The organism is Streptomyces sp. NRRL F-5755 (assembly GCF_001279365.1).
Lineage (GTDB): Bacteria > Actinomycetota > Actinomycetes > Streptomycetales > Streptomycetaceae > Streptomyces > Streptomyces rimosus.
In genome coordinates this window covers 41,736-68,667 of record NZ_LGCW01000309.1, presented here as the reverse complement: position 1 = coordinate 68,667, position 26,932 = coordinate 41,736, and the positions used below count along the sequence as shown (strand labels likewise).

The 26,932-nt window shown below is 69.6% G+C and carries 24 protein-coding genes and 1 pseudogene; 15 read left to right on the top strand and 10 right to left on the bottom strand.

Annotation, left to right across the window (positions count from 1 at the left end; all coding sequences use genetic code 11):
- The first annotated feature begins 11 nt into the window (after window positions 1-11).
- Window positions 12-713 carry a nitroreductase family protein gene (locus ADK86_RS36460; RefSeq protein WP_199834540.1) on the top strand — a complete coding sequence of 234 codons (702 nt, stop codon included), beginning with the start codon at window positions 12-14 and terminating at the stop codon, window positions 711-713.
- A 362-nt stretch (window positions 714-1,075) separates the two neighbouring features.
- Entirely contained in the window at window positions 1,076-1,810 is a 735-nt protein-coding gene (locus ADK86_RS36455; protein ID WP_053700478.1) for a transglycosylase SLT domain-containing protein, read from the top strand.
- 72 nt (window positions 1,811-1,882) lie between these two features.
- Here the strand turns inward: ADK86_RS36455 and ADK86_RS36450 are convergent, their stop codons facing one another.
- On the bottom strand, window positions 1,883-4,477 hold the full coding sequence (locus ADK86_RS36450; RefSeq protein ID WP_053700477.1) for an FHA domain-containing protein: 2,595 nt from the start codon (window positions 4,475-4,477) through the stop codon (window positions 1,883-1,885).
- 229 nt (window positions 4,478-4,706) lie between these two features.
- Here ADK86_RS36450 and ADK86_RS36445 point away from each other — a divergent pair, with 229 nt between their 5' ends.
- Both ADK86_RS36445 and serB read left to right on the top strand, forming a co-directional pair.
- Window positions 4,707-6,725, top strand: coding sequence for a streptophobe family protein (locus ADK86_RS36445; RefSeq protein WP_078952501.1), 2,019 nt, complete (start codon window positions 4,707-4,709; stop codon window positions 6,723-6,725).
- A gap of 103 nt (window positions 6,726-6,828) precedes the next feature.
- Window positions 6,829-8,076, top strand: coding sequence for a phosphoserine phosphatase SerB (gene serB, locus ADK86_RS36440; RefSeq protein ID WP_053700492.1), 1,248 nt, complete (start codon window positions 6,829-6,831; stop codon window positions 8,074-8,076).
- Between the two features lie 87 nt (window positions 8,077-8,163).
- Here the strand turns inward: serB and ADK86_RS36435 are convergent, their stop codons facing one another.
- The 4 genes from ADK86_RS36435 to ADK86_RS36425 all read right to left on the bottom strand — a co-directional run bounded on the left by ADK86_RS36435 (window position 8,164) and on the right by ADK86_RS36425 (window position 10,638).
- A complete protein-coding gene (locus tag ADK86_RS36435) occupies window positions 8,164-8,682 on the bottom strand; it encodes a SixA phosphatase family protein (RefSeq protein WP_053700476.1) in 519 nt (172 codons plus the stop codon).
- A gap of 99 nt (window positions 8,683-8,781) precedes the next feature.
- Window positions 8,782-8,991 carry a hypothetical protein gene (locus tag ADK86_RS36430; protein WP_053700475.1) on the bottom strand — a complete coding sequence of 70 codons (210 nt, stop codon included), beginning with the start codon at window positions 8,989-8,991 and terminating at the stop codon, window positions 8,782-8,784.
- 200 nt (window positions 8,992-9,191) lie between these two features.
- Window positions 9,192-9,308, bottom strand: coding sequence for an SGM_5486 family transporter-associated protein (locus ADK86_RS45340; RefSeq protein ID WP_254379843.1), 117 nt, complete (start codon window positions 9,306-9,308; stop codon window positions 9,192-9,194).
- Window positions 9,309-9,312: 4 nt separating this feature from the next.
- Window positions 9,313-10,638: a CynX/NimT family MFS transporter gene (locus ADK86_RS36425; protein WP_053700474.1), complete on the bottom strand. Its 1,326-nt coding sequence runs from the start codon at window positions 10,636-10,638 to the stop codon at window positions 9,313-9,315.
- Window positions 10,639-10,813: 175 nt separating this feature from the next.
- Between ADK86_RS36425 and ADK86_RS36420 the strand changes: the two genes are divergently transcribed.
- Window positions 10,814-11,497, top strand: coding sequence for a FadR/GntR family transcriptional regulator (locus ADK86_RS36420; protein ID WP_053700473.1), 684 nt, complete (start codon window positions 10,814-10,816; stop codon window positions 11,495-11,497).
- An 86-nt stretch (window positions 11,498-11,583) separates the two neighbouring features.
- Here the strand turns inward: ADK86_RS36420 and fabI are convergent, their stop codons facing one another.
- Together fabI and fabG are read right to left on the bottom strand one after the other, a co-directional pair.
- Window positions 11,584-12,354, bottom strand: coding sequence for an enoyl-ACP reductase FabI (fabI, locus tag ADK86_RS36415; RefSeq protein ID WP_053700472.1), 771 nt, complete (start codon window positions 12,352-12,354; stop codon window positions 11,584-11,586).
- A 5-nt stretch (window positions 12,355-12,359) separates the two neighbouring features.
- Window positions 12,360-13,064, bottom strand: a complete 705-nt coding sequence (gene fabG, locus ADK86_RS36410; protein ID WP_053700471.1) for a 3-oxoacyl-[acyl-carrier-protein] reductase — start codon at window positions 13,062-13,064, stop codon at window positions 12,360-12,362.
- A gap of 207 nt (window positions 13,065-13,271) precedes the next feature.
- Between fabG and ADK86_RS36405 the strand changes: the two genes are divergently transcribed.
- The 3 genes from ADK86_RS36405 to ADK86_RS43550 all read left to right on the top strand — a co-directional run bounded on the left by ADK86_RS36405 (window position 13,272) and on the right by ADK86_RS43550 (window position 17,750).
- Window positions 13,272-14,807 carry a TldD/PmbA family protein gene (locus ADK86_RS36405; RefSeq protein ID WP_053700470.1) on the top strand — a complete coding sequence of 512 codons (1,536 nt, stop codon included), beginning with the start codon at window positions 13,272-13,274 and terminating at the stop codon, window positions 14,805-14,807.
- Between the two features lie 1,175 nt (window positions 14,808-15,982).
- Complete coding sequence (locus ADK86_RS41855; RefSeq protein WP_159394046.1) at window positions 15,983-17,350, top strand: toll/interleukin-1 receptor domain-containing protein; 1,368 nt, start codon at window positions 15,983-15,985, stop codon at window positions 17,348-17,350.
- Window positions 17,343-17,750 carry a hypothetical protein gene (locus ADK86_RS43550; protein ID WP_159394045.1) on the top strand — a complete coding sequence of 136 codons (408 nt, stop codon included), beginning with the start codon at window positions 17,343-17,345 and terminating at the stop codon, window positions 17,748-17,750. Before ADK86_RS41855 ends, ADK86_RS43550 begins: the two co-directional genes overlap by 8 nt.
- 1,142 nt (window positions 17,751-18,892) lie before the next feature.
- Here ADK86_RS43550 and ADK86_RS36400 read toward each other — a convergent pair.
- The gene (locus ADK86_RS36400) at window positions 18,893-19,129 is read right to left on the bottom strand and encodes a hypothetical protein (RefSeq protein WP_053700469.1); all 237 of its coding nucleotides are present in this window, start codon (window positions 19,127-19,129) and stop codon (window positions 18,893-18,895) included.
- A gap of 208 nt (window positions 19,130-19,337) precedes the next feature.
- The gene (locus ADK86_RS36390) at window positions 19,338-19,793 is read right to left on the bottom strand and encodes an ATP-binding protein (RefSeq protein WP_234346280.1); all 456 of its coding nucleotides are present in this window, start codon (window positions 19,791-19,793) and stop codon (window positions 19,338-19,340) included.
- 79 nt (window positions 19,794-19,872) lie between these two features.
- Here ADK86_RS36390 and ADK86_RS36385 point away from each other — a divergent pair, with 79 nt between their 5' ends.
- The 5 genes and pseudogenes from ADK86_RS36385 (at window position 19,873) to tyrS (ending at window position 25,304) form a co-directional block, all read left to right on the top strand.
- Entirely contained in the window at window positions 19,873-21,171 is a 1,299-nt protein-coding gene (locus ADK86_RS36385) for a hypothetical protein (RefSeq protein WP_053700467.1), read from the top strand.
- 32 nt (window positions 21,172-21,203) lie between these two features.
- Window positions 21,204-21,938: a creatininase family protein gene (locus tag ADK86_RS36380; protein ID WP_053700466.1), complete on the top strand. Its 735-nt coding sequence runs from the start codon at window positions 21,204-21,206 to the stop codon at window positions 21,936-21,938.
- A 184-nt stretch (window positions 21,939-22,122) separates the two neighbouring features.
- Window positions 22,123-22,389, top strand: a pseudogene (locus tag ADK86_RS36375) (metallopeptidase TldD-related protein); the annotation flags it as partial.
- Entirely contained in the window at window positions 22,386-23,786 is a 1,401-nt protein-coding gene (locus ADK86_RS36370; protein ID WP_053700465.1) for a metallopeptidase TldD-related protein, read from the top strand. The pseudogene ADK86_RS36375 and the gene ADK86_RS36370, both read left to right, overlap by 4 nt.
- 114 nt (window positions 23,787-23,900) lie before the next feature.
- Window positions 23,901-25,304, top strand: coding sequence for a tyrosine--tRNA ligase (gene tyrS, locus ADK86_RS36365; RefSeq protein ID WP_053700464.1), 1,404 nt, complete (start codon window positions 23,901-23,903; stop codon window positions 25,302-25,304).
- A gap of 84 nt (window positions 25,305-25,388) precedes the next feature.
- On the opposite strand, the gene ADK86_RS36360 is transcribed toward tyrS, so the two are convergent.
- Window positions 25,389-25,667, bottom strand: a complete 279-nt coding sequence (locus tag ADK86_RS36360) for a GlsB/YeaQ/YmgE family stress response membrane protein (protein WP_030596753.1) — start codon at window positions 25,665-25,667, stop codon at window positions 25,389-25,391.
- 218 nt (window positions 25,668-25,885) lie between these two features.
- On the opposite strand from ADK86_RS36360, the gene ADK86_RS36355 reads away from it, so the two are divergent.
- Complete coding sequence (locus ADK86_RS36355) at window positions 25,886-26,260, top strand: DUF3099 domain-containing protein (RefSeq protein ID WP_030596752.1); 375 nt, start codon at window positions 25,886-25,888, stop codon at window positions 26,258-26,260.
- Between the two features lie 289 nt (window positions 26,261-26,549).
- Entirely contained in the window at window positions 26,550-26,819 is a 270-nt protein-coding gene (locus ADK86_RS36350; RefSeq protein WP_053700490.1) for a hypothetical protein, read from the top strand.
- The last annotated feature ends 113 nt before the right edge of the window (window positions 26,820-26,932 follow it).

The following is a 26,932-nucleotide window of genomic DNA, read 5'->3' as shown; positions in this document are numbered from 1 at the left end:
AGACTCGGAGCATGTCGACACCAACGAGGAACTGGGCACCGACCCACGGCGATCCCTACCGGTCGGTGCCGTACCACCCCGAGCGGATGCCGGCCGGCGAATCCCTGGCCCGCGCCGCCGAGCTGCGGGAGCGGATGGACCGGCGCCGCACCGTACGGCAGTTCTCCCCCGACCCGGTGCCGGAGCAGGCGGTGAAGGACGCCATCGCCTGTGCGGCCACCGCGCCCTCCGGCGCGCACCAGCAGCCCTGGACGTTCGTGCTGGTCAAGGACCCGGAGGTGCGGCGGCGCATCCGGGAGGCGGCGGAGGCGGAGGAACGTCTCTCCTACGCGGGACGGCTCGGCGAGGAGTGGCTGGCGGCGCTGCGTCCGCTGGGTACGGACGAGGTCAAGCCGCACCTGACCGAGGCGCCCCACCTGATCGTGGTCTTCCAGCAGCGGTACTGGCTGGGCGCGGACGGCACGAAGCACAAGCACTACTACGTGGACGAGTCGGTGGGCATCGCGGTCGGCATGCTGCTGTCCGCGCTGCACCTGTCGGGCCTGGCCGCCCTGGTGCACACACCGAGCCCGATGCGCTTCCTCCAGGAGGTGCTGGGGCGGCCCGCGAACGAGAAGGCGTTCGCGGTGATTCCGGTGGGATATCCGGCCGAGGACTGTCGGGTACCGGATCTGGTCCGTAAGACCCTGGACCAGGTGCTGGTGGAGATCTAATTCACTGACACAGTGTGCGAGTGCAATCACACCGGGCGACTAAACCCCTCGCCCGGTGTGACGCCGCGCATAGGACCTACGTCACTTACGAATGGCATTAGTGGCTTTGCCGGCCACGTACGACTTTTGGACGATGCGGGGCATACCTGGGGTGGACCCGGCCCGGAGGCTGGGATGAGCCGACGCTGACGCGAGATCCGCATCCCGGGTTCCACTAAGCGGGATCGTATTTCGGCTCTTTGCTCAGCTAATTTCCGGCCGCTAACAATGACTGCCGTCGCTCGGCGCCGTGGACAGAACTCGGCGTTCACCGCCTTTCCCGGCCACAGCGGCGCACCCCATTGGAAGAGGTCTGACTCCGCATGCCCAAGCACGCCATTCCCGGCTACGCCCGCCTGAACCGGACGCACAAGCTCTCGGCCGCCGGCGTCGCCGCGGCCGGTGCCGCCGCACTGGTCTTCGCCCTCGTCCCGGGTTCGGCGGACGCCGGGCAGAACGACCGGGCCGCGGGCCAGAACGTCAAGCCGGTCGCCTTCAGCACGGTCGACAACGCCGCCAAGACCCAGCGGGAGACCCTCGGCAAGCAGGCGGACGCCTCCGCCCAGCAGGCCGAGAAGGACGCCGCCGAGGCCAAGAAGAAGGCCGAGGATGAGGCCAAGGCCAAGCAGGAGGCCGACGCCAAGGCCAAGGCCGAGCAGGAGCGCAAGGACAAGGAGGCCGCGAGCCGGTCCGCCGACCGCGCCGCCGCCCCGGCCCCGGAGCCGGCCAAGTCGTACAGCAACGACCTGGACGGCTGGATCCGCGAGTCGCTGGACATCATGCAGAAGCACGGCATCCCCGGCTCCTACGACGGTCTGTACCGCAACATCATGCGCGAGTCGACCGGCAACCCGCAGGCCGTCAACGGCTACGACTCCAACGCGCAGCAGGGCACCCCGTCCAAGGGCCTGCTCCAGGTGATCGACCCGACCTTCCAGGCGTACCACGTCGAGGGCACCTCCTGGGACATCTTCGACCCGGTCGCCAACATCGTCGCCGCCTGCAACTACGCGGCCGCGACCTACGGCTCCATGGACAACGTGAACTCCGCGTACTGAGCCGGACGCGCAGACGCCGAGGGGCGGCACCCACTTCCGGGTGCCGCCCCTCGGCGTTCGTCGTGCCACGCGTTACTTGCGCATGACCTCCGGCTCGTGGCGGCGCAGCAGCCGGGCCACCGCGAAGGCCAGGGCGACGCCGAGCGCGAGCAGGATGATCAGGTCCATCGCGTAGACGCTCGCCTCGTGCTTCCACAGCGGGTCGGGGTTGCCCGCCTCCCACGGCAGCAGCGTGTTCATGTCGGCGGTCGCGCCCATCGCGGCCACCGCCCAGCGCGACGGCATCAGCCAGGCCACCTGGGCGACGCCGACCGTGTCGAAGAGCTGGAAGAGCACGCCGGTGAAGACGACCTGGACGATGGCGAACATGACCAGCAGCGGCATGGTCTTCTCGGCGGTCTTGACCAGCGACGAGATGATCAGGCCGAACATCATCGAGGTGAAGCCCAGCGCGATGATCGCCAGCGCCATCTCGACGGCGGGCAGGTCCTTGAACAGCACACCCTCGGTGGGCATCTTGCGCGGGGTGAAGCCGATCGCCGCGATGATCACGCCCTGGATGGCGGTGACCACCCCGAGCACGATCACCTTGGACATCAGGTACGCGGACCGGGACAGGCCGGTGGCCCGTTCCCGCTCGTAGATCACCCGCTCCTTGATCAGCTCACGGACCGAGTTGGCGGCGCCCGAGAAGCACATGCCGACCGCGAGGATCAGCATGATGGTGCTGGCGTCGCGGTTGGGGCCCTTGGGGCCGTAGCCCAGGCCGTGCTGGCTGGGGATGAGGATGGAGACCACGCCGAGCACGGCCGGCAGGATCAGCATCAGACCGAGGAAGCCGCGGTCGGAGGCGAGCACGGAGACATAGCGCCGCATCAGGGTCCACAGCTGCGAGCCCCAGCTCTGTGACTTCTGCATCCGGGCCGGGGGCGCCTGGACCGACACCGACTGCGGGGCGACGGCGTCGATGTCCGCGGCGTACATCTGGTAGTGCGGGGAGCCGCGCCAGCGGCCCATCCAGTCGTAGTCGCGGTAGTTCTCGAAGGCGGAGAAGACATCCGCCCAGGAGTCGTACTGGAAGAAGTTCAGCGCCTCTTCCGGCGGCCCGAAGTAGGCCACACCGCCGCCCGGCGCCATCACCAGCAGCTTGTCGCACAGGGCCAGCTCGGCGACGGAGTGGGTGACCACCAGGACCGTACGGCCGTCGTCGGCCAGGCCGCGCAGCAGCTGCATGACGTCGCGGTCCATGCCCGGGTCCAGGCCGGAGGTCGGCTCGTCCAGGAATATCAGGGACGGCTTGGTCAGCAGCTCCAGGGCGACCGAGACGCGCTTGCGCTGGCCGCCGGACAGCGAGGTGACCTTCTTGTCCTTGTGGACGTCGAGCTTGAGCTCACGCAGCACCTCGTCGATCCGCGCGGTGCGCTCGGCCTCGGCGGTGTCACCGGGGAAGCGCAGCTTGGCCGCGTACTTCAGGGCCTTCTGGACGGTCAGCTCCTTGTGGAGGATGTCGTCCTGCGGGACCAGGCCGATGCGCTGGCGCAGCTCGGCGAACTGCTTGTAGAGGTTGCGGTTGTCGTAGAGGACGTCGCCCTGGTCGGCGGGCCGGTAGCCGGTCAGCGCCTTGAGCAGGGTGGACTTGCCGGACCCGGACGGGCCGATGACCGCCACCAGGGACTTCTCCGGGACGCCGAAGGAGACGTCCTTGAGGATCTGCTTGCCGCCGTCGACCGTGACGGTCAGGTGGCGGGCCGAGAAGGAGACCTCGCCGGTGTCGACGAACTCCTCCAGCCGGTCGCCGACCAGCCGGAAGGTGGAGTGGCCGACGCCGATGATGTCGTTCGGGCCGACCGGCGCCTTGCCCGACTTCGGTACCGGCTGGCCGTTGATGTACGTGCCGTTGTGGCTGCCGAGGTCGTGGATCTCGAAGCGGCCGTCGGGCGTGGCCCGGAACTCGGCGTGGTGCCGGGAGACCTGGAGGTCGGAGACGACCAGCTCGTTCTCCAGCGCGCGGCCGATGCGCATGACGCGGCCGAGGTCGAGGCGGTGGAACGTGGTCGGGCTGCGGTCGCCGTAGACCGGCGGGGCGGCGGCGGACCGGTCGGCCGGAGGCTGCTGGGCCACGGGGGGCTGCTGCGCCACAGGGGGCCGGCCCTGGGGCGGCTGCTGCGGGGTGTACGGGGCCTGCGGCTGCTGGTTCCAGCCCTGCTGCTGCGGGACCTGGTGGGCCGGGGCCTGGTGGTGGGCGGGCGCCTGGTGGACCGGCGGCTGCTGGGCCTGCGGCGGCGCGGCCCATCCAGGCCCGGCCTGGACCTGCGGCTGGGCCATCGCGGTCTGCGCGCTGTGCACACCGGCGGCCGGGGCGGCGCGGCCCGACAGGGTCAGCCGCGGGCCGTCCGTGGCGTTGCCGAGGTGCACCGCGGAGCCGGGGCCGATCTCCAGCTGGTGGATGCGCTGCCCCTGCACGTACGTGCCGTTGGTGCTGCCCTGATCTTCGATGACCCAACTGTGCCCGCCCCAGCGCACGATGGCGTGCCGCCAGGAGACCCTGGCGTCGTCCAGCACCATGTCGCCCTGGGGATCACGCCCCAGGCTGTAGGACCGGGACGGGTCGAGCGTCCAGGTCCGTCCGTTCAATTCGAGTACGAGTTCAGGCACTCCATGCCCCATTACATAGTCCCCCGAGTGACGCCCTGTATGGGAAGTCTAGGGATGGCGAACATCGTGAGGAACTATTTCAGGCACGGTGCCCGGAGCCAAAAAACGGGTCCGGCAAGGTCATCGGCCGGGTGCGTTGACGACGGCGAAACGCCCACGGACAGTGGTAAGCGACCACGGAAGCGTACGGATCATGGCATCGTGCGCGTTCGGGGCGACTCGACCCGGATCGGGGGCTTCGATGACCGCCGGCACCACCGCACGGATCCGCTGGGGCGACGTTCTGCTGTCCGCCGTCGCCGCCGTCAGCTGGGCGTTCCTGGCGATGGCCGGGGTGGCGGCGCTGGGGCTGCATCTGCTGGGCGCCGACTCCGCGGCGTCGCTGGGGCCGCTGACCGCCGCGGCGGTGGTGCTGGCCGTGGGCGGCTCGGTGACGCCGTCGGGCGATGTGAGCGCCTTCGGGCTGGAGGGGCAGGCGGCCGAATCCGCCGTTGACATCGCGCCGTTGGGTGTGGGCCTGGTGGGTGCCCTGGTGCTGGGGTGGGTGTTCGCCCGGTCGCTGCGCCGGGTCGGCGCGACCGTCGGCTGGGGCGAACTGGCCGTCCGCGCCGGGGTGTTGGCGGGTCTGTTCGTCGCGCTGCTGGCCTTCCTGGCCTGGGCCGGACACGACTCCGTAACGATCGACGGCAAGACGCTGGCCGGGCTGGGCGGGCTCGTCGGCGGCGGGGGCTCCGGAGGCGGGGGCGGGGGCGGTGACGGCGGACTGCTGGACCGGCTGCGGGACGGCCTGGGCGGCCTCGGGATCGGGGACGGCGACGACGGCGGGCTGCCGGAGCGGATCGCCGACCTGATCGGCGCCAAGGCGTCGGTCGGATTCGCGGTGGATACGGGTGCCTCCCTGGCGGGCGGCCTGGTGTGGGTGCTCGGGGTGCTGGTGATCACGGTGCTGGCGGCCCGGTGGGCCCCGCTGCCCCGCGCGCTCACCGCGGCCCACCGCTTCGTGCGGCCCGCGGCGTCGGCGCTGGTCACGGTGGCGCTGGTGGCGGTGGCGGCGGGGCTGGCGGCGGCCGGGTACGCGGCGATCGGCGACGATCATCCGCGGCGGGTGCTGGGCGCGGCGCTGCTCGCCGCCCCGAACGGCGTGTGGCTCGGCATCCCGCTCGGCCTCTTCGTCCCCTGGCACGGCAGCGCCTCCGGTGTGCTCACCCGCTTCCTGCCCGACCCCGTGGACCGGCTGCTCGACGGCGGGAACGGGGCGCGGCTGACCATCGGGCGGCTCGCCGAGCTGGACGGGCGGGTGTGGCTGCTGCCGGTGGCCGCCGTGCTGATGATGCTGCTCGCGGGCGTGCTCACGGCCGTCCGTACGCCGCGGGAGGGCGCCCGTACGCTGCCGTTCGTGCTGCGCTGCGCGGCCGGGCTGGGCGCGCTGACGGCGCTCGCGCTGCCGCTGATGGTGCACCTGACCGGCGTCTCGGCGAACGCGAGCCTGTCCGTCTTCGGGTTCGACGCCTTCGGCGCGGGCCTGGAGCTGCGCGGGAGCGTACCCGCGGCGTTCGCGCTGGGGGCGGTGTGGGGTGTGGTGGCGGGGCTGGTGGGCGGCCTGCTGGCGTGCGCCACCGGGGCGGCCGGGCGGCGTGCCGTACGGCTGCCGGAGCGCGCGGGGCCGGAGCCGGAGGACGTACGGGGGTATGGGCAGGACGCCGACGCCCGTACTCAGAGGCAAGGCCACCGGCACGCGGCCCCCACGCAGGGGTACGGCGCCGCGGGCTACCCCGACACCGCCTACGAGCCCGGCCCGTACACGCCCTCCCCCGTGTACCGGCCCCCGAACGCCGACACGAACCCGTACATGCGCCCGCCGGAAAGCCGGGAGCCGTACCCGCGCCGGCCGGAAGGCGGCCGGACTCCCCCACCGCCCCCACCCGGGCAGCCGCCGCGCCGGCAGAGTTGGCCGTCGCCACCGGCGGGACCGCCGCCGGAGACCCAGACCTGGCCGCCGCCCCCGGAGCAGCCCCCGCACACACGCGACTGGGGCCCGCCGCCCGCCGGGCACGCGGCACCCACGGCGCGCCGCCCAGGGAGCAGGCCGCCCGAGGCTCCCCCGCCGCCGGAGTCCCACCCCACCGTGGGCGGCGGCTACCAGCCGCCCCCTCCCCCGCGTCCCCCGGTGCCGCCCAAGCCGCACGGCGCGCCCCGGAAACGCCGCGAGGACCCGCCCGACGGTCCGCCGCCGCCCGGACGGCCCGGACGAGGCCGCTGACGGCCCGCGCCCGAACTCCGGGAGAACGCCACTGAACAGCGGGGCGTCCGGACCACGGACACCTGTACGGGAGCCGGCGGTGTCCGGTTACCGTAAGAGCACCATGAGCGCATCGCAGATCCCGCCTGCCACCGCCGTACCGGGCGACGACGTACCAACCCTCCTCGTCAAGATCTTCGGGAAGGACCGGCCGGGCATCACCGCCGGACTCTTCGACACCCTCGCCGCCTACTCCGTCGACGTCGTCGACATCGAACAGGTGGTGACCCGGGGCCGCATCGTGCTGTGCGTCCTGGTCACCTCGCCCGTCCCGGCCGGCGGCTCGTCCGGCGTCACCGAGGGCGACCTGCGCGCCACCGTGCACAGCTGGGCCGAGTCGCTGAACCTCCAGGCCGAGATCATCTCCGGCACCGGCGACAACCGGCCGCGCGGCACCGGCCGCTCGCACGTCACCGTGCTCGGCCACCCGCTCACCGCCGAGTCCACCGCCGCCATCGCCGCCGCGATCACCGGCACCGGCGCCAACATCGACCGCATCTTCCGGCTCGCCAAGTACCCCGTCACCGCCGTGGAGTTCGCGGTCTCCGGCACCGCGACGGACACCCTGCGCACCACCTTGGCCATAGAGGCCGCCGCCCTCGAAGTGGACATCGCGGTGGTCTCCTCCGGCCTCCAGCGCCGCGCCCAGCGGCTGGTCGTCATGGACGTCGACTCCACCCTCATCCAGGACGAGGTCATCGAACTGTTCGCGGCCCACGCGGGCTGCGAGGAGGAGGTCGCCGCGGTCACCACGGCGGCGATGCGCGGCGAGCTGGACTTCGAGGAGTCGCTGCACGCCCGCGTCGCGCTTCTGAAGGGGCTCGACGCTTCCGTGGTGGACCTGGTGCGCAAGGAGGTACGGCTGACGCCCGGCGCCCGGACGCTGGTCCGCACCCTCAAGCACCTCGGCTACCAAGTCGGCGTCGTCTCGGGCGGATTCACCCAGGTCACCGACGCGCTCCAGGAGGAGCTGGGCCTGGACTTCGCGTCCGCCAACACGCTGGAGATCGTCGACGGCAAGCTCACCGGCAAGGTCACCGGCGAGATCGTCGACCGCGCGGGCAAGGCGCGGCTGCTGCGCCGCTTCGCTCAGGAGGCGGGCGTGCCGCTCGCGCAGACCGTGGCCATCGGCGACGGCGCGAACGACCTGGACATGCTCAACGCCGCGGGCCTGGGCGTGGCGTTCAACGCCAAGCCGCTGGTCCGGCAGGCCGCGCACACGGCGGTGAACGTACCGTTCCTGGACACCGTGCTGTACCTGCTCGGCATCACCCGCGAAGAGGTCGAGGCGGCGGACACGCACGACGACTGAGGCGTACGGAACAGCCGAGACCGTACGGCACAGTGAAGGGCTCCGACGCGCGCGGCGTCGGAGCCCTCGTCCGTCCTGCGGTGCCGGTCAGGCGTGCGGCGCCCAGAACGCGGCCAGGCGGCCGACGCCGTGCTCGACCGTCTTCCAGGAGCCGGTGAAGGTCAGCACGGCGATCGAGGAGGTGGGGAAGCCGCTGCGGTTCATCCGGGGCAGCAGGTCGCCCTCCGCCTCGCCCGCCAGCGCGTCGGCGAGCGCGTGCATGCCCGGGTTGTGGCCGACCAGCATCAGGTCGTCCACATCGTCGGAGGTCTCGTTCAGCAGCGCGATCAGTTCGCCGAGGGAGGCTTCGTACAGCCGCTCCTCGTAGACGGTCCGGGGCCGCTGCGGCAGCTCGCCCACGACGAGCTTCCAGGTCTCGCGGGTGCGCGCGGCGGTCGAGCACAGGGTCAGGTCGGGGGTGATCCCGGCTCCGGCCAGCCAGTGGCCGGCGGCCGGGGCGTCCTTGCGGCCGCGCTCCGCGAGGGGGCGCTCATGGTCGCTCTCCTGCGACCAGTCGGCCTTGGCATGGCGAAGAAGGACAATCCGGCGAGGTGTTTCGGCGCTCATGTGTCCCAGCTTCGCATGAAACCCGGCGCGGGGCGCGAGGTGTTGGAGCGCTCCCCCCGCAGGGTGAACGCGCCGTGGACGGGCACCGGCCACCGGCCCTCAGGCGCCGATGCCGACGACCCGGGCGAGGAACTCCAGCAGCGGCGCCAGGCCCTGGGACGCGCTCACCGCGTGGGCCGGGGACGGCGCGGTCATGACGATGAGCAGCGTGACGAAGGAGACGACGGCCAGCGCCACGGCCCACCACGGCAGGCCGGTGCGGGCACCCGGGCTGCGGGGGTCGGACGGCCGGCTGGACACGGCGGACATCGGTGGCCTCCGGGGACGTTGGCGGGGACGACGCGGCCGCGTGGTGCGGCCGCGCCCACCGCAGCGGCACGGTGTGCAACGAACCTACGGTCCGGCGACGGCCGTTCCCATCCGGTACGCCACCCACTTACCCCTGACCCTGGCCCCCTAGGGGACGGTGGGGTTACCCCCACCACCTCCCGGCCGGGCCGCCCGGCGCGTCAGGGTGAGGCGATGCTCGCGATGACGCCGATGACGACGGTCACCGCCAGCATCGCCCCCAGCACGATGAGCAGCTTCTTCTGTCCGCCCTGCGGATTCGGTTCGAGCACTGGCATGGCTTCAGTGTCGCACCCGGGCCTCGTCCTCCATCCGGCGGTCCCGGCCCGCCAGCATCCCGACCGCCATCTGGGGCACCATCAGCCCGGCCATCAGCGCGAGCGGCAGCCCCCAGCCGCCGCTGTGCTGGTAGAGCGTGGCCACCAGGAAGGGGCCCGGCAGGGAGATCAGATAGCCGACGCTCTGGGCGAAGGCGGACAGCCGGACGACGCCGTCGGCGGACCGCGCCCGCATTCCGATCATGGTCAGGGCCAGCGGGAAGGCGCAGTTCGAGATGCCCATCAGCAGCGTCCAGGCCCAGGCCCCGCCGGCCGGGGCCAGCCACAGGCCGGCGTAGGCGGCCAGCCCGCACAGGCCGAGGCCGGCGGCGAGCAGGCCCTGGTTGCGCATCCGGGCGGCCACCCGGGGCAGCACGAAGGACAGCGGTACGCCGATCGCCATGGTGAAGGCGAGCAGCACGCCCGCGGTACCGGCCGGGACCCCGGCGTCGCGGAAGATCTGCGCCATCCAGCCCATGGTGACGTAGGCGGCGGTGGCCTGGAGGCCGAAGTAGACGGCCAGCGCCCAGGCGGTCGGCGAGGTGGCGACCCGCAGGGCGGGCGGCACCGCGGGCTCCGCGGCGGCGGCCCCGCGCTCGGCCTTCCGGCCGCGTACGACGGTCAGCCAGGGCAGGACGGCGAGCGCGGCGATCAGCGCCCACACCGCGAGACCGGCCTGCCAGCTGCCGCTGAGCACGGCCGTGACGGGGACGGTCAGCGCCGCGGCGATGGCGCTGCCGAGCGCCAGCGCCATGGAGTACAGGCCGGTCAGCGGGCCGACGCGGTCCGGGTACCAGGTCTTGATGACGACCGGCAGCAGCACGTTGCTGACCGCGATGCCCGCGAGGGCCAGTGCGGTGGCGGCGAGGAAGCCGGCGGTGCTGCCCGTGTAGGGCCGTACGACGATGCCCGCGGCGATCGCGGCCATGCCCGCGCAGACGACCGCGCCCGGGCCGAAGCGCCGGGCCAGCCGCGGCGCCGCGATGCCGAAGACCGCGAAGCACGCGGCCGGTACGGAGGTGAGCAGGCCGGCGACGGTCGCGCTCATGCCAAGGCCGGACCGTACCTCTTCCATGAGCGGGCCGAGGCTGGTGATGGCCGGGCGGAGGTTGAGGGCGGCCAGGAACAGGCCGAGGATCATGACGATCGGCACCGCGCGGCCGGGGACCGGGGGGTGGTGGTGCGGTCCCGGTGCGGCTTCCGGCCGGGCCGGTGCGCCCGTGGGCTGTTCCGGCGACGGGCCGGAGGACCCGGCGCCGGGGCCGAGCGTCGCGAGGGAGTCGTCTGCCATGGGGCTCATCATAGAATCATGGGATGAATAGGTGTCCAGGGATTTCCGGGAGCACCCGTCGTGCGTCCGGGCGCACCCCGCAGGCGTACGGCCGGACCCCGCGGGCAACCGGCTCGCTATCCTCTCGCGGTGCCGACCGCCGGGCCCCCGGCCCCCGTCCCACTGGAGCGCTGACATGCCACTGACCTCGCCCCGGCGCTCCGCGCTGGCGGACCAGGTGATCACACAGCTGCGGGCGCAGATCACCTCCGGCGAATGGCCGGTGGGCTCCCGCATCCCGACCGAGCCGGAACTGGTCGAACAGCTCGGGGTGGCCCGCAACACCGTCCGCGAGGCCGTACGGGCGCTGGCGCACAACGGCCTGCTGGACATCCGCCAGGGCTCGGGCACGTACGTGGCGGCGACCAGCGAGCTGGCCGGGGTGATGAACCGCCGCTTCGCGGACGCCGACCCGGAGCATGTGGCCGAACTGCGCAGCGCGCTGGAGGCGGCAGCGGCCCGGCTGGCCGCGCGCCGCCGTACCGACCACGATCTGCGGCAGCTCGACACCGCACTGGAGCGGCGCGAACGGGCCTGGGAGTCCGGCGCGGCGACCGCGTTCGTGGAGGCCGACGCGACCCTGCACATGGCGGTCGTCGCCGCCTCCCACAACGAGGTACTGGCCGAGCTGTACGCCGATCTCGGTGGCGTGCTGCGGGAGTTCCTGCGCGCCGACGTGGGCGACGTGCTGCGGCCCGAGGCGCACGTGGACCACGCGCGGCTGGTGGAGGCGATCCGCGCGGGCGACGACGAGCGTGCCGCGGCGGAGGCGAGCACGCATCCGTTCGGGTGCCGGCTCGACGCGCAGAGCGCCGGCTGAGCCGCACGGCGCGCGAAGCCCGTACAACGCGCGCTGCCCGCCCCGGCGGACCGGGACGGGCAGTGGTGCGGGCGCTTACGGGGGCGTCAGGCGCCCATCATGTGCACGCCGCCGTCGACGTGGACGACCTCGCCGGTGGTCTTCGGGAAGAAGTCCGAGAGCAGACCGACGACACCGCGGCCGGCCGGCTCGGGGTCGGTGAGGTCCCAGCCGATGGGGGCGCGGTGGTTCCACACGTCCGCCAGCTCCTCGAAGCCCGGGATGGACTTCGCGGCCATCGACTTGATGGGGCCGGCCGAGACCATGTTGCAGCGGATGTTCTTCTCGCCCAGGTCACGGGCGAGGTACCGGCTGGTGGACTCCAGGGCGGCCTTGGCCACACCCATCCAGTCGTACTTCGGCCAGGCGATGGACCCGTCGAAGGTGATGCCCACGACCGAACCGCCCTGCGTCATCAGCGGCAGGCAGGCCATGGTCAGCGACTTCAGCGAGTACGCGGAGACGTGCAGCGCGGTGGACACGTCCTCCCAGCTCGCCTCCAGGAAGTCGAAGGCGCCCTGCGGGCCGAAGGCGATGGAGTGCACCACGCCGTCGAGCCGGCCGTCGTCACCGGTGTACTCGCGGATCTTGTCGGCGAGGCCGTCCAGGTGCTCCTGGTTGGTGACGTCCAGCTCGATGACCGGGGCTTCCTTGGGCAGCCGCTTGGCGATCCGCTGCACGAGCGAGAGCCGGCCGAAGCCGGTGAGGATGACCTCGGCGCCCTCGTTCTGCGCGACCTTGGCCGCATGGAAGGCGATCGAGCCGTCGGTGATGACGCCCGTGACGAGGATGCGCTTGCCTGCGAGGATTCCACTCATGCTGATCAGTGACCCATGCCCAATCCGCCGTCGACGGGAATGACGGCTCCGGTGATGTACGCGGCCTCGTCGGAGGCCAGGAAGCGGACCGAGGCGGCGATCTCCTCGGGCTGCGCGTAGCGCGCGAGCGGCACCTGCTTCACGATGCCCTCCCGCTGCTCGTCGGTGAGCGCACGGGTCATGTCGGTGTCGACGAAACCGGGCGCGACGACGTTGACGGTGATGTTACGGCTGCCCAGCTCGCGGGCGAGGGAGCGGGCGAAGCCCACCAGGCCCGCCTTGGAGGCGGCGTAGTTCGCCTGGCCCGCGGAGCCCAGCAGGCCCACGACGGACGAGATCAGCACGACGCGGCCCTTGCGCGCCCGCAGCATCCCGCGGTTGGCGCGCTTGACCACCCGGAACGTACCGGTGAGGTTGGTGTCGAGCACCGAGGCGAAGTCCTCCTCGGACATCCGCATCAGCAGCTGGTCGCGGGTGACGCCGGCGTTGGCCACCAGCACCTCGACCGCGCCCTGCTTCTCCTCGATCTCCTTGTACGCCCGCTCGACCTGCTCGGCGTCCGTGATGTCGCACTTCACGGCCAAAAATCCCTCGGGCGGCTCCCCCGAGCGGTAGGTGATGGCGACCTTGTCGCCTGCCTCGGCGAAGGCCCGGGCGATGGCGAGGCCAATGCCGCGGTTGCCTCCGGTGACCAGAACCGAGCGGCTCAAGAGATCACCCTTTCCGTGTCCTGTCCGACCTGCGTTCGCTACGAAACTATCGGTCACCGGCCTCGTACGGAGAATCGAGCCCGGACAGGCGCGCACGCCGGTCACTGTCGGGTCCCTACAGAAGACGCCGCCGTCCGGGTCCCCCACGGGGTGGGCCGCACGCCCCGGGCAGGGCATGATTCATGGCGCCGACCACGGGAGGACACCTTGCCTGCCACACCTCGTTCGATCGACGAGACGTTCCTCGCGCTGCCCCTGCGCGCGCTGGCCGACGCCGCGCTGGCACGGGCCCGCGCGCTGGGCGCCGAGCACGCGGACTTCCGCCTGGAGCGGCTGCGCAGCGCGTCCTGGCGGCTGCGGGACGCCCGCCCTTCGGAGGCTTCCGACACCACGGACCTGGGCTACGCGGTGCGCGTGGTGCACAACGGCACCTGGGGATTCGCCTCCGGCGTGGACCTCACGATGGACGCCGCGGCGCGTGTCGCCGGCCAGGCGGTGGCCATGGCGAAGCTCTCCGCCAAGGTGACCGAGGCGGCCGGCTCCACGGAACGCGTGGAACTGGCGGACGAACCGGCCTACCCCGACCGCACCTGGATCTCCTCCTACGAGATCAACCCGTTCGACGTACCGGACGCCGACAAGACCAGCCTGCTGGCCGAGTGGAGCGCGCGGCTGCTGGCCGCACCGGGCGTGGCGCACGCGGACGCCTCACTGATGACCGTCCAGGAGAACAAGTTCTACGCCGACACGGCGGGCACCAGCACCACCCAGCAACGCATACGCCTCCACCCCCAGCTGACCGCGGTCGCCGTGGACCCGACGAGCGGCGAGTTCGACTCCATGCGCACCCTCGCCCCGCCGGTGGGCCGAGGCTGGGAATACCTCACCGGCGACCACTGGGACTGGGACACGGAACTGGCGGAGATCCCGGCCCACCTCGCCGAGAAACTCCGCGCCCCCAGCGTCACCCCCGGCCGCTACGACCTGGTCGTGGACCCTTCCAACCTCTGGCTGACCATCCACGAATCGATCGGCCACGCCACCGAACTGGACCGCGCCCTGGGCTACGAAGCCGCCTACGCCGGCACCTCCTTCGCCACCTACGACCAACTCGGCAAACTCGCCTACGGCTCCGAAATCATGAACGTCACCGGCGACCGCACCGCCGAACACGGCCTGGCGACCATCGGCTGGGACGACGAGGGCGTAGCAGCCCAATCCTGGAACCTCATCCAGAACGGCACCCTGGTCGGCTACCAACTCGACCGCCGCATGGCCAAACTCACCGGCTCCCCCCGCTCCAACGGCTGCGCGTTCGCCGACTCACCCGCGCACGTGCCGGTCCAGCGGATGGCGAATGTGTCGCTGCAGCCCGCGCCGCAGGGGCCGAGTACGGAGGAGCTGATTTCCGGGGTGGAGAGGGGGGTTTATGTGGTGGGGGATCGGTCTTGGTCCATTGATATGCAGCGGTACAACTTTCAGTTCACACAGCAGAGGGCATATCTCATCCGGGACGGCCGCCTTTGCGGACAGCTCCGGGACGTTGCCTATCAGGGAAGCACCACGGAGTTCTGGGGGTCGATGGAGGCCGTCGGAGGACCGGAGACGTACGTCCTCGGAGGGGCCTTCAACTGCGGGAAAGCGCAGCCGGGGCAGATCGCTGCTGTGTCGCACGGGTGCCCGACGGCCCTGTTCCGGAGTGTGAACATCTTGAACACCTCCAGCGAGTCCGGGCGGCCGTAGCAAGATCGCTTGGGAAAGCCGAAACCAGCACCAGGTCGACACGGCTCCACGGGAAACCGCCTTCGGGAAACCGCCTGCGACCGCCTACGCGACGTCGTCCCAGTCGTCGCCCATGTCGCCCTCCTCCGGTGCCAGCCGGGGCGGCGCGATGAGCCCCTTGAAGGGGGCCAGGTTCAGCCCCAAGCGGTTGTGCATGGTCCGGGCACCTCGTTCCATCGCCCTGCGGACGAGGTGCCCGTAGACCAGCTCCGTCGTCCGCGTGGTTCGGTGCCCCACCCAGGCCGCGACCTCGAAGAGCGGGATGTCCGCGTGGATAGCCTCCGAGACGAAGAAGTGCCGAAAGCTCTTGGGCGTGTACCGGGGAGTCCCCGCAGCCCTGGCCGCCGCCTTGAACTGGTCGAGGAACCAGTCGTACGAGGGATGGCGATCGTTCAGCCGAGGCGACTCGAAGAACCATCCCCGCTCCCCTGACGTCCCGAACAGCCCTCACCACCGCCGGACACAAACTCACATGGACCAAGACCGTACGAGCCCGCATACCTCTGGCTGACGAACGCTCAGCCCTCGAACTCCCCGACGCCACCCCGGTAGCGCACCTCCTGGCCGTCACCCACGGCACCGACCTGAAGCCCCTGCTTCTCGCAGGACTCCGCACCAACGGCCGCCAGGCCCAGTTCGCCTTCCGCATCACCGCCGACAGCCCCCGCGACCTGCGCTCCGTCCCGGAATGACCCAGCAGCACAACGCGTCGAAAACTATCTTTACTTCCTCAAGGCGGCTCGCTCCGCTCCCCGCGCGCGGCCCGGCACCCGGCCGGGCCCGCGCTCGTGTCTCCGCCCCGCTGCAGCCCGGCCGGTGCCCGCCCGCGCACACAGCGACCAGCCGCCTGATCTCACAGAAAGGGCACGTCGTTGGCTGGGGCGGTCGACTCCACGGCTTTAGGCAGCCACTTTGGCGCGAGCCTCCAAGATCATGGCCTCAACGTCGTGCTTCACCGAGCAGGTCCACAGACCGCCCGACGCGCCATCAACTTACGGGGCCATGATCACTCGCCCCAAACCAGCTCCCACCCAAAGCCGCTCCACCGACCTCCAAGAACGTCCCCCGCAGCATGGGAAATGTGTCGTAAGATCCCTGTCACTCGAAGTCGCACCTTGCGCACCGGAGGCATGGCCATGCGAAGCAATTCTGCACCTCGCGTTTTCGTGTCCTATTCTCATGATTCGAACGAGCATCGACAACGCGTACTCGGGCTCATTCAAGCACTTCGTCGCAACGGGATCGACGCATGGGCTGACTTCTTTGAGGAGAGCAAGCCTCCCGCGATGTGGCCTGCGTGGATGCGCACACAGGTAGGTGAAGCTGACTACGTCCTCACCGTGATCACAGAAACGTATGCCAGGCGATACAATCAGCAAGAAGAACCTGGCATCGGAGCCGGAGTCCGCTGGGAAGCAACCCTGATCACAGCCGACATCTATTTCAGCACCAGCAAGCAAATTAAGTACATTCCCGTCGTTTTCTCTGCAGAAGACACTAGACACATCCCGCCACCTCTCAACCTCACAAACAAGTATCTAGTCGTCCCGGACGATGATTCCAGCCTGCTTCCCTTGCTGCGACATCTGCTACAGGCACCCGAGTTCGTTCCCGCTCAGCTTGGAGAAGCACCGGACCTCCCCAGCAGCGACGGCGTGCCCACTGCAGATCCGGCGATAGAACCGCGTATTGCTTCAGCCCTCCAGTTGAGCAAGCAAAACCCCACCAAGGCCATTGACACCCTAACCGCTCTTCTCGACTCTCTGCGCGGATCACAGCGAGCCGCCGCGTATTGCGCCATCGGGGAGATTAATCAGCGGATGGGATTCTGGGCTCCTGCATTGACTGCTTATCAAAGGGCCCTAGAAAGCAACCCAGACAAAACAACCGCGGAGGTCTCTGCCCGCAATCTCAGGGCCGCCCTCGCAGGCATGGAAACACACTTTCGAGATGGGGGGCCAGTCGACACCGCAAACAAGTTCGTACAGGCCGTGAAGAAGAACAAGATGGACCGCGCCTGGAACCTTCTTACACCAACGCTACGCCTGGTTTTGGCGCAGGCTTGGGTGTGGGCAAACAAGGATCACCCGAATCTGGCGCCGTACAACCGGGAGGAGCTGGCGAAGTCACTATCCACGATTAAACCGACCCACAAACTGACCAAAGACTTCATGGCAACCCAGCTGGGAGAATTCAAAAGCTCATTCTCATCTATTGATGAGACATGGGGCGCCGCCAGCAACCCTCGCCCTATCGGCATCGATTACGAACTCGTAGTGCTATCTCCAACCGGCGGCGACATAGTCATTTTTGACGAGCGCACAGGACCTATCCAAACTAGCCCTTTTCTAATGAAACAGACCATGGGGCAGTGGAGAGTGCATAGCTTCAGCCCCGCCTACCCCATCCCTGGGTGGCCTCCGTCCCGAGAAGAAATCCCAGCGGAGCTGAGTAACTACGTCATCGCCAAACCTACCGGGGCGAGAGGCGCCAAAGATGACTGAAGCAAACTCCGACGACAAAGTCAAACACCTTGAGTTCTTAAACTTAACCGTAACCCGCCTTGCCAATAATTCATTTCTGATTCGCGGCTGGGCCATAACCCTGGTGGGCGCACTGGCTGGGGTCACCATAAGCAGCGAGCGCCCGGCCCTGTCACTTATTTCCTTTATCCCAACCTTAGGGTTCTGGCTTCTCGACTTCTTCTATCTGCATCAAGAGCGTCTTTTTCGCCAACTGTACGCGGACGTCGCACGCAACAGCCCCGAGATCCCGTCTTTTTCGATGGATGTATCGCCCTATCGACATCAAGTGCCGAGGCGAAAGGTGTTGCTTTCACCCACCCTATGCCTCTTTTATTCGCCACTTTTCTTAGTAAGTTTAGCAGTGCTTATATTGGGTTGACTTCTAGCACCTGCAGGCGCCGCACCGATGGCACATAAGCTTCGGTAATAAGCCGCCAGGAACAGAGGAGTCATGGATGCTGTTCCACGAAATGGGATCTCACGGGAGTCAGCTTCCAGGCAGGTAACAGGGGCGGGGACAGCGAAACCCTGGACACCATCGCCCTCGTCGCGCCGCTCGGGTTGTACCGGGCGAAAATTGCCGCCAACCTTCGACCGAGGCGGTATTCAGAAAGCTCACGAGCTTCACCACGATACCCCGCTGTCCCGACCGGCCATCTGAAGCTAGGCCCCTCAGCTCGCCCTCCCCCACCGCAGTGCAGCCTGCAACAGCTCCTTTGTCTGCCGAGCCGTCGCCGTTGGCAGTCGCAGAGTTACCTCCCCAGAACCGTCCGGTCGAATGAGCTTGCGCCTTGAGGCTTGTCACGTCGATCCCCGCCGCCGCCAATGCCTCCACCAGGGCGGCGCCAGCGTCGCGTGCCTCGCGCCAGCCTGCCACGTAGTCCACACCTCGGACCCACACCGTCTCGTCAGGGTCGAACCCGTGGTCCGCCAGTCGCTCGCCGCTGAAGGCGTCCATCTGGCTCAAGTCCCTTCCATGCTCACCGGATCACTGATCAAGCAGGGCAACCGCACATGCGCATCACGGCAACCCCACCCGGGCCGCCCCGGATGCTGTCCAGGCGAGGGGTGGTCCGGTCTTGCATCTTGGGTTGTCGATCGCGGTCCGACCCTGAAGGGGAGCCGACAGAGCCGAACCGCCGCCCCCAGTGACGCGACCGTTCGCGTCCACGACCCTGCGGAGCGGACAGAGTCGGAAGTCGTACGGCCTGTGATCACCAAGGGAGTTCGGGGAGAGGCGCTGGCCGGGATCGGCCAGCAGCCCCCAGCACGGTTACGTCAACGGCCAGCCCCGCTCCTTCTTGGCTAGGACCGTCCCTGGGGCCGGGCACTGCTGCGCGCAGCGACGGCAACCGCGTGGGCTCCTTGCGGTCAGCCGGGCGCGCTCTCGGTCGAAGAGGCGGAAGAGCGTCCGGTCGGTCACGTGTCGCCACCACTGCTCTTGCGCTCGGAGGGCCACTTCGTCAACCATCCCCGCGGCCCATCGGAGCCCCCGGCGCGCGTTCCTCCAGCCCCGGCGCATCACCGGGTCTTCCCTACCGCCGTCGCTCGGAAGTACGAGAGGTTCACGGCCTGGAAGAGGGTGTGACCCTCGCGGCCCGCGTGCTTGAGTGCCCAGTTCTGCGCCGGCGCCGGGTCCTCGAAGGCACCGGAGACCGCGTCACACTTCATGCACTTCATTTCGAAGATCGGCGGGCTGCCCGACGTGTCGAGCTGCAACACCCAGTCCACGAACCGGTAAATCGCCTTGACCACCATCAGCGCGACCTCTTCCGGTCGCGGCCCCAGAGCCAGGTGTCGGCGGTGAAGCGCTCTGAGGGGTGCCCCTTGAAGACCAAGACCACCGTGGGGCGCCTGGACGATGCCCGGTCGGGGCGGACCGCCTTCACCTCCTGCAACCGGCCCCGCAGCCGTACTTGGTCTCCCCGCCGTACCTGAGAGGCCATCAGTCGGTCATCCATCACGCTCAGCTTTCCTCAGGGGCCGTCACCACGGCCCATACGGACTTCCCGGCCCCGTCGCGTTCGTCCACGCCCCAGCGGGCGGACAGTTCGCCGACGAGGCACAGGCCCCAACCGCCCGTATCGCTCGATACGCGGATCACCGGGCGTTCGTCCGCCCAGTCGCGCACCTCGATCCGGACGCCATCCGGTTCACGGAGATACCGCGTTTCGATCTCGCGCTCGGCAGTCGCGCGCCCATGCCTGACCGCATTGGTGACCAACTCGGAGAGCACCAGCAGCGCTTCGTCAACCACCGTGCTCAGGTCCCATTTGATCAACAGGTCACTCAACTCGGCGCGAGCCAGGCCGACGCTGCGAGCGCTGTGGGGCCATCGGCTCACTGCCGAGTCCCCATTGCTCACCGCCGCATCGGACTTCATACGCAGCAGGATCAGGGCCAGTTGTTCCGGAATCGACACCAGCGTGATTACCCACGGTGGGTAACATCGCGAGGGAAGCGTCACAGCGATCCAGGCTGAGTCCATCGGAGCATCGCTCATGCCCAAGTCCGAACCGCCGCAAGATCTCCCCGCGCGCATCTTGAACGACGCCGAAATGATCAAAGCGTGCTACGAACGCGACTTCTCTCGTATTTTTAAGATCGTTAAGCGGGCAGGTCTCTACCCCGCTCTCATCGCGCGGCGCTGTGACCTGACACCGAGCCGGGTCGGCGAGGTCATCCAGGGGCAGCGGATCATCAAGGACATGGCCGTTGTCGAGCGTGTGGCCGATGGGCTCCGCATCCCCGGACACATGCTTGGCCTCATGCGCCGGGACTGGGAGGAGGGCGCGGAGGTGCCGACGGGGGCCGTTCTGCTGACGCCGCTCGAGCCAGCCATGGGCTCCGAGCCGCCTGATGATCTGTGGGTTGCGACGTCCGGCGAGGAGCTGGCCGATCCGGAATTCACTGCGGCTCTCATCGAGAGTCAGCTACCCCAGCGCTACAAGAGTGCGAATTACTTCGGGGCGAGACAACCGCTGGCCACGGTCAATCATGACGCAAAGACCATCGCCCGTCTTCTGGACACTGCCAATGGTCCGGAGCGGCGCAGGCTGTTGCATGTGGGCAGTCAGACCGCCGAATTCCTCGGGTGGCTGTATCAAGATCTGGGTGACTTCACGGCAGCGGCGTACTGGTCTGACCGTTCGATGGAATGGGCGCAGGAAGCCGCCGACCATCACATGCAGTCGTACCTGCTGTTCCGCAAGAGCCACCAGGCCGCCGCGCAGGGCAGCCCGGCGCGTGCCGTCGGCCTGGCCCAGGCAGCACAGTACGTACCGGACAGGACGCCTCAGCTATCCGCGCTCGCGGCGCTGCAAGAGGCCGCTGGCCATGCGCTTCAAGGAGATCCGCGCGCCGCACTGTCCAAGTTCGACGAGGCTCACGAACTGGCGTCACGGACGTGCGAAGCCGATCCTGAGGCCATCCTCGATACGTCCTACTGCACTCCGACCTATGTGGAGATCCAGCGCGCCAACTGTTGGATCGATCTCGGTGATCCCTCACGTGCCATTCGGCTCTTCGAGGAGGAGATCGCCGCCCTCCCCCAGGTCTTCCGGAACGACCGCAGCGTCTACCTCGCGCGCCTCGCCCGTGCCTATGCCAAGGCCGGTGAGCCGGAGCCATGCGCGGAGGCCGCCGGCAAGGCTCTGGCGATCGTTGCGCAGACCGGTTCGGCCCGGACCCTCGCGGAGCTGACGGCCGTGGCCCGCGCCGTCCCGCCACGTCAAAAGGTTCCTGCCATAGCTGCCTTCACCGAGCGCCTTCAGATCGTTCGCGACCGACTTACGACCTAGTTCGGCCGGAAACCATGAGGGATGCTAAGGACATGGACGATCTGATCACCCAGGCCACGTCCGAGGACGAGCGCCGCAAGGGTCCGACCATCGCCGTACTGCCTGTGGGGAGCTTCGAGCAGCATGGCGCCCACCTGCCCCTGACGACGGACACCGCCATTGCGTGCATGATCGCCAAGCGGATCGCGGACGATCACGGTCTCTTCCTCCTGCCGCCCATCACCGTCTCCTGCTCCCACGAGCACGCAGGCGTGGCGGGCATGGCGGGCACCGTGAGCATCAGCGCGGCGACCCTGTACGCCGTCGTCAACGACATCTGGCGCTCGCTGAAGGCGTCGGGCGTGCCAGGGTTGCTGATCGTCAACGGTCATGGCGGCAACTACGTGCTGTCCAACGTCGCCCAGGAGGCCAACGTAGACGGCCCCCGCGTAGCCCTCTTCCCCGTCAGCGAGGACCGGGCCCGCGCCCGCCAGGAAGCCGGTCTGGAAAGCAGCAGTCCCGGCGACATGCACGGCGGAGAGTTCGAAGTCTCGCTGCTCCTGCACGGCGCCCCGCACCTCGTACGCGACGGCATCGAGCAGGATGATCATTCAGCTCCCCGCCGTCCACATCTGCTGACACTGGGCATGGCCGGGTACACCACCAACGGCATCATCGGGCAGCCTTCCCTCGCTACAGCAGCCAAGGGGAAGGCTCTGCTGGACAGCCTCTCCCAGTCCGCTCGTGCTCATCTCGCCGTTCTGGCCGGGGACCACCCTGCCCCGTAGGCCCGGCGTCTACGATCAGCATCGAAGATCCGCAGCACCCCGCCAAAAGTCGGCACCAAGCCGTCACCACACCCCGTACAGTCCGGTTTCAACCGGTATCAACACGGATCGAGGGTGGACCGTGAAACAACGTCTGACCTGCACAGACGCTGATCGGAGAGGTATGCCCTCCGCTCCCCCGGTGAACTTTCAGTTCACCGCCCAACGCTTCTTCCGAATCGAGAACGGCCGACTCGCCGGACAACTCCGCGACGTCGCCTACCAAGCCACCACCACCGACTTCTGGGGATCGATGGCCGCGGTCGGCGGGCCGGATACGTACGTCCTGGGCGGGGCCTTCAATTGTGGGAAGGCGCAGCCGGGGCAGATCGCGGCCGTTTCGCACGGGTGTCCGGCGGCGCTGTTCACCGATGTCAGCATTCTGAATACGGCACAGGAGGCGGGTCGATGAGCCGTTCCGCGCGGGTGGGTGCGCCCCACGAGATGGTCGAGCGGGCCCTTGAATTGTCCCGGGCCGACGGGTGTGTGGTCATCGCGAGTGAGCGGTCCAGTGCCAATCTGCGGTGGGCCGGTAATGCGCTGACCACCAATGGGGTCACTCGCGGGCGGTCGCTGACGGTGATCGCGACGGTGGACGGTGCGCAGGGCACGGCGTCGGGTGTGGTGTCCCGGTCGGCGGTGACCGTGGCCGATCTGGAGCCGCTGGTGCGGGAGGCGGAGGCAGCCGCGCGGGCGGCGGGGCCCGCCGAGGATGCCGGGCCGCTGGTTTCCGGGGCCGCGCCGTCGCCGGACTTTGCCGATGCCCCGGCCGAGACCTCTTCGGCGGTGTTCGACTCCTTCGCGCCCGCGCTGGGCGAATCGTTCAAGCGGGCCAGGGACGGGGGCCGTGAGCTGTATGGGTTCGCGTTTCACGAGGTGGTCTCGTCCTACCTCGGCTCTTCCACGGGGCTGCGGCTGCGGCACGACCAGCCCACCGGGACGCTGGAGCTGAACGCCAAGTCCCCGGACCGCACCCGGTCCGCGTGGGCGGGGCTGTCCACCCGGGACTTCCGGGACGCGGACCCGCTGGCCATGGACGCGGAGCTGGCCACCCGGCTCGGCTGGGCGGAGCGGCGCGTCGAGCTGCCGGCCGGGCGGTACGAGACGCTGCTGCCGCCGACGGCCGTCGCCGACCTGCTCGTGTACCAGCAGTGGTCGGCGGTGGCCCGGGACGCCGCCGAGGGCCGTACGGTCTTCTCCCGGCCCGGTGGCGGCACCCTCGTCGGGAGCAAGATCGCCGGGCTGCCGCTGACGCTGCGCAGCGATCCGGGCGCCCCCGGTCTGGAGTGCGCGCCGTTCGTCCTGGCCCATGCTTCCGGCGACGATGCCTCCGTGTTCGACAACGGGCTGCCGCTGGAGCCGACCGACTGGATACGCGACGGCGAGCTGCGGCGGCTGGTGACCACCCGGTACGGCGCCGGGCTGACCGGGCTGCCGGTGGCGCCGGGCATCGACAACCTGATCCTGGACGGCGGTGGCTCCCGGTCGCTGGAGGAGATGGTGGCGGGCACCGAGCGGGGGCTGCTGCTGACCTGCCTGTGGTACATCCGCGAGGTGGACCCGGCGACGCTGCTGCTCACGGGGCTGACCAGGGACGGCGTCTATCTGGTCGAGAACGGCGAGGTGACCGGCGAGGTGAACAACTTCCGGTTCAACGAGTCGCCGGTGGACCTGCTGGCGCGGGCCGCGGAGGCGGGCCGTACGGAGCGCACGCTGCCGCGGGAATGGAGCGACTACTTCACCCGGGCCGCGATGCCGCCCCTGCGGATTCCGGACTTCAACATGAGTTCGGTGAGCCCCGGGGTGTGACCTCGACGGATATCCGGCCGGGCCCGGGCGGGCGTGCGCCCGGGCCCGGCCACCGCCTCTAATAGACTCTCCCTTCGTCCTCCCGTACGGGAAAACCGACCGATCAGGAACGCCATGACACGCCTCGGCGAATCCGTCGCCCGCGCCAGCTCGCTGCTCTCCGCAGATCTCTCCGCCGACTCCACCGTCGCGGAGCTGCTCCAGGAGACGGGTGCGCGGCGCTATCTGGACCTGACGGACCTGCCCGCCAAGGAGCAGGCCGAGCTGATCGCCTCCCGTACCGTCGAGGTGCTGCCGGGCGTGGACCGGCTGGCCGAGCGGATCGAGGAGCGCCGGGCGGCGGGCAAGGGCCTGCACATCAAGCTGGGCATCGACCCGACCGCCACCGATGTCCACCTCGGGCACGCGGTGCCGCTGATCATCCTGAGCCGGTTCCAGCGGCTCGGGCACGATGTGACGCTGATCATCGGCGACTTCACCGCCAAGATCGGCGACCCGTCGGGCCGTACGGCCGAGCGCCCGCCGCTGACCGACGAGGACATCGCCGCCAACCTGGCCAGCTACCGCGACCAGGTCCGGCCGTTCTTCGACTTCGAGAAGGTCAGCTTCCGCCAGAACAGCGAGTGGCTGGCCCCGTACACCTTCCCCGAGCTGCTGGGGCTGCTCTCCCAGGTGCCGGTCTCGCAGCTGCTCCAGCGCGAGGACTTCCGCAACCGGCTCGCCGCGGGCTCCGGCCTGACGATGACCGAGCTGCTGTACCCGATCGCGCAGGGCCTGGACTCGGTGGCGCTGGAGTGCGACGTGGAGCTGGGCGGCGCCGACCAGCTGCTCAACCTCCAGATGGGCCGCAAGCTGATGGAGCTGCGCGGGCAGCGGCCGCAGCTGGTCGTCACCATGCCGCTGATCGAGGGCACGGACGGCACCGGCGCCAAGATGTCCAAGTCCAAGGGCAACTACGTGGGGCTGAGCGCACCCGCCGACGATGTCTTCGGCAAGATCATGTCGGTGCCGGACCGGCTGATGGAGCCGTACCTGAAGGCATGGACGGAGTGGACCGACGAGGAGATCGCGGTCGTCCTGGCCCGGGTCGCGGACAAGAGCCTGCACCCGATGGACCTGAAGAAGGTCCTGGCGGGCGAGGTCGTGACGGCGCTGTACGGCCTGGAGGCGGCGATGGCCGCGCGCGCCGGGTTCGTGGCGCAGTTCTCCAAGAAGTCGTTCGCCGATGTGAGCACGCTGCCGGTGGTGGACGTCGCCGAGCACGGCGCGGAGACGGTGGCAACCGTCCTGACCAAGGTCCTGGAGTTCACGCCGAGCGCCTCGGCGGCCCGGCGGCTGGCCAAGCAGAACGCGCTGCGCCTGGTCGTGGAGGCCCCGGAGGGGCAGCAGGCGCTGGTGCTGGCCGAGGCCGAGGCGATCCGGCCGCTGGGCGAGGTGCTGGCCGAGAAGCTGGCCGGGGTGTCCGGTACGGCGTACCTGAAGGCGGGCCGCAAGCTGGCTCAGCTCGACGGCCGCTGAGGCCGCCGGGGCCGTCGCAGGCAGGACCGGCCGGTGCGCGTCGTTCGCGCACCGGCCGGTGTGTCTTCGTCGTGCTTGTCGTTCTCAGGTCGTTTCTCTGTGCCGGCCGCGTACGGCCGCCCAGAGCCGGTCACCGACAGCGACCACGATGACCGCGCCGACCAGCTGCAGCACGTGCCGTGTCCAGTCGACGCCCTTGGTGTCGTTGACCCCGATACCGGTGGCGAGCCAGTTGCCCAGGACGCTGCCGAGCATGCCGCAGATCACGGTCAGCCAGAGCGGGATCGCCTGCTTGCCGGGAAGAATCGCCTTGGCGATCAGGCCCAGGACCAGGCCCACGATGATTGCCCACAACCAAGTCATGTCGCCTCCTCAAGCGGCGCGCGCACGCAATCGTGCACCGTCAGTTTCCCTCCGGACGGGCTACGCCGCACGTCGGAGCGGTCCGTACGCGCGGGAGCGGTACGGACCCGGCCCGCCCGTATCGCGCCCCGGTCTCGAAGGCTGCGCAGGCGCGGCGTAACGTGGAACCGGTGCGGAACCGGGGAGAATCCGGCACGACAAGCAGGTGGTGGAACGTGATGCGGAAGCAGACCGGCGCCCAGCCCTTCCGGATCACGGGAGCGCGACGGGGCCTGACCGAGGATGTGCGGGGCCGGCAGCGCCGGTATGTGATCTCGATGTCGGTGCGGACCGTGGCCGTGGTGCTCACGGCCGTGCTCTGGAACATCGAGCGTCACGTGGCCATCGCCACCCTGGTGCTGGGAGTGGTCCTGCCGTACGTCGCGGTGGTCGTCGCCAACGCCGGGCGGGAGAACGTACGTTCACTGCCGTCCACCTTCATACCGGCGCCCACCCGGCCGATGCTGGGCCCCGGGGGCACCGACGGCCCGGCGGAACCCGTCCCGGAAGCGGCCGGGCCGGATGCGGACGGCCCGCGGCGGGAGCGGAGTTGACCCGTCCGCGATGTGCAAAGCTCAGAAAAAGCTCAGATCAATCATGCGGTTCCGGTGCACCGGGCCCACTCTCGCGTGACATACTGCGTACGCGCTCCGCATCCCCCGTCGGAGCGACGGACCGACGCCGGGCGGCTCCCCCCGTGGCTGCCCGGCGTCGCCATGTCCGCCTCCTGGGCGACGTAGGGTTGAGGCCGTGAACTCCCCTGACGCCCCGCTCCCCGACCCCTCCGGCTCCGCCGGAAATCCCGCATCGCCGCAGGTCCCGGGCCTGCCAGGGCTGCCGGGCCTGCCCGGCCCGGCTCCACGGCCGGCCGCGGAGACGCCCGTCTGCTCGGCCAAGGGCTGCCGCGCCGACGCCGTGTGGGTCCTCGCCTGGAACAACCCGAAGCTGCATACGCCGGAGCGCCGCAAGACCTGGCTCGCGTGCGACGAGCACCGCGAACACCTGTCCAACTTCCTTAACTTGCGCGGGTTCTTGAAGGACGTCGTGACGCTGGCGGAGTGGGAGAAGGGCGCGGCCGACCGCCCGGCCGACGACCGCCCGGCAAGCGGCTGACCTCACCGGGGATCGCCGCACACCGGCCTCACCAGCGCCCGGCCCGCCATCGGCCGCCCGCCGCCATTGGTCCGGCCACTGAAGGCGGGACGACCGGTCGGTCGCGGCCCCGC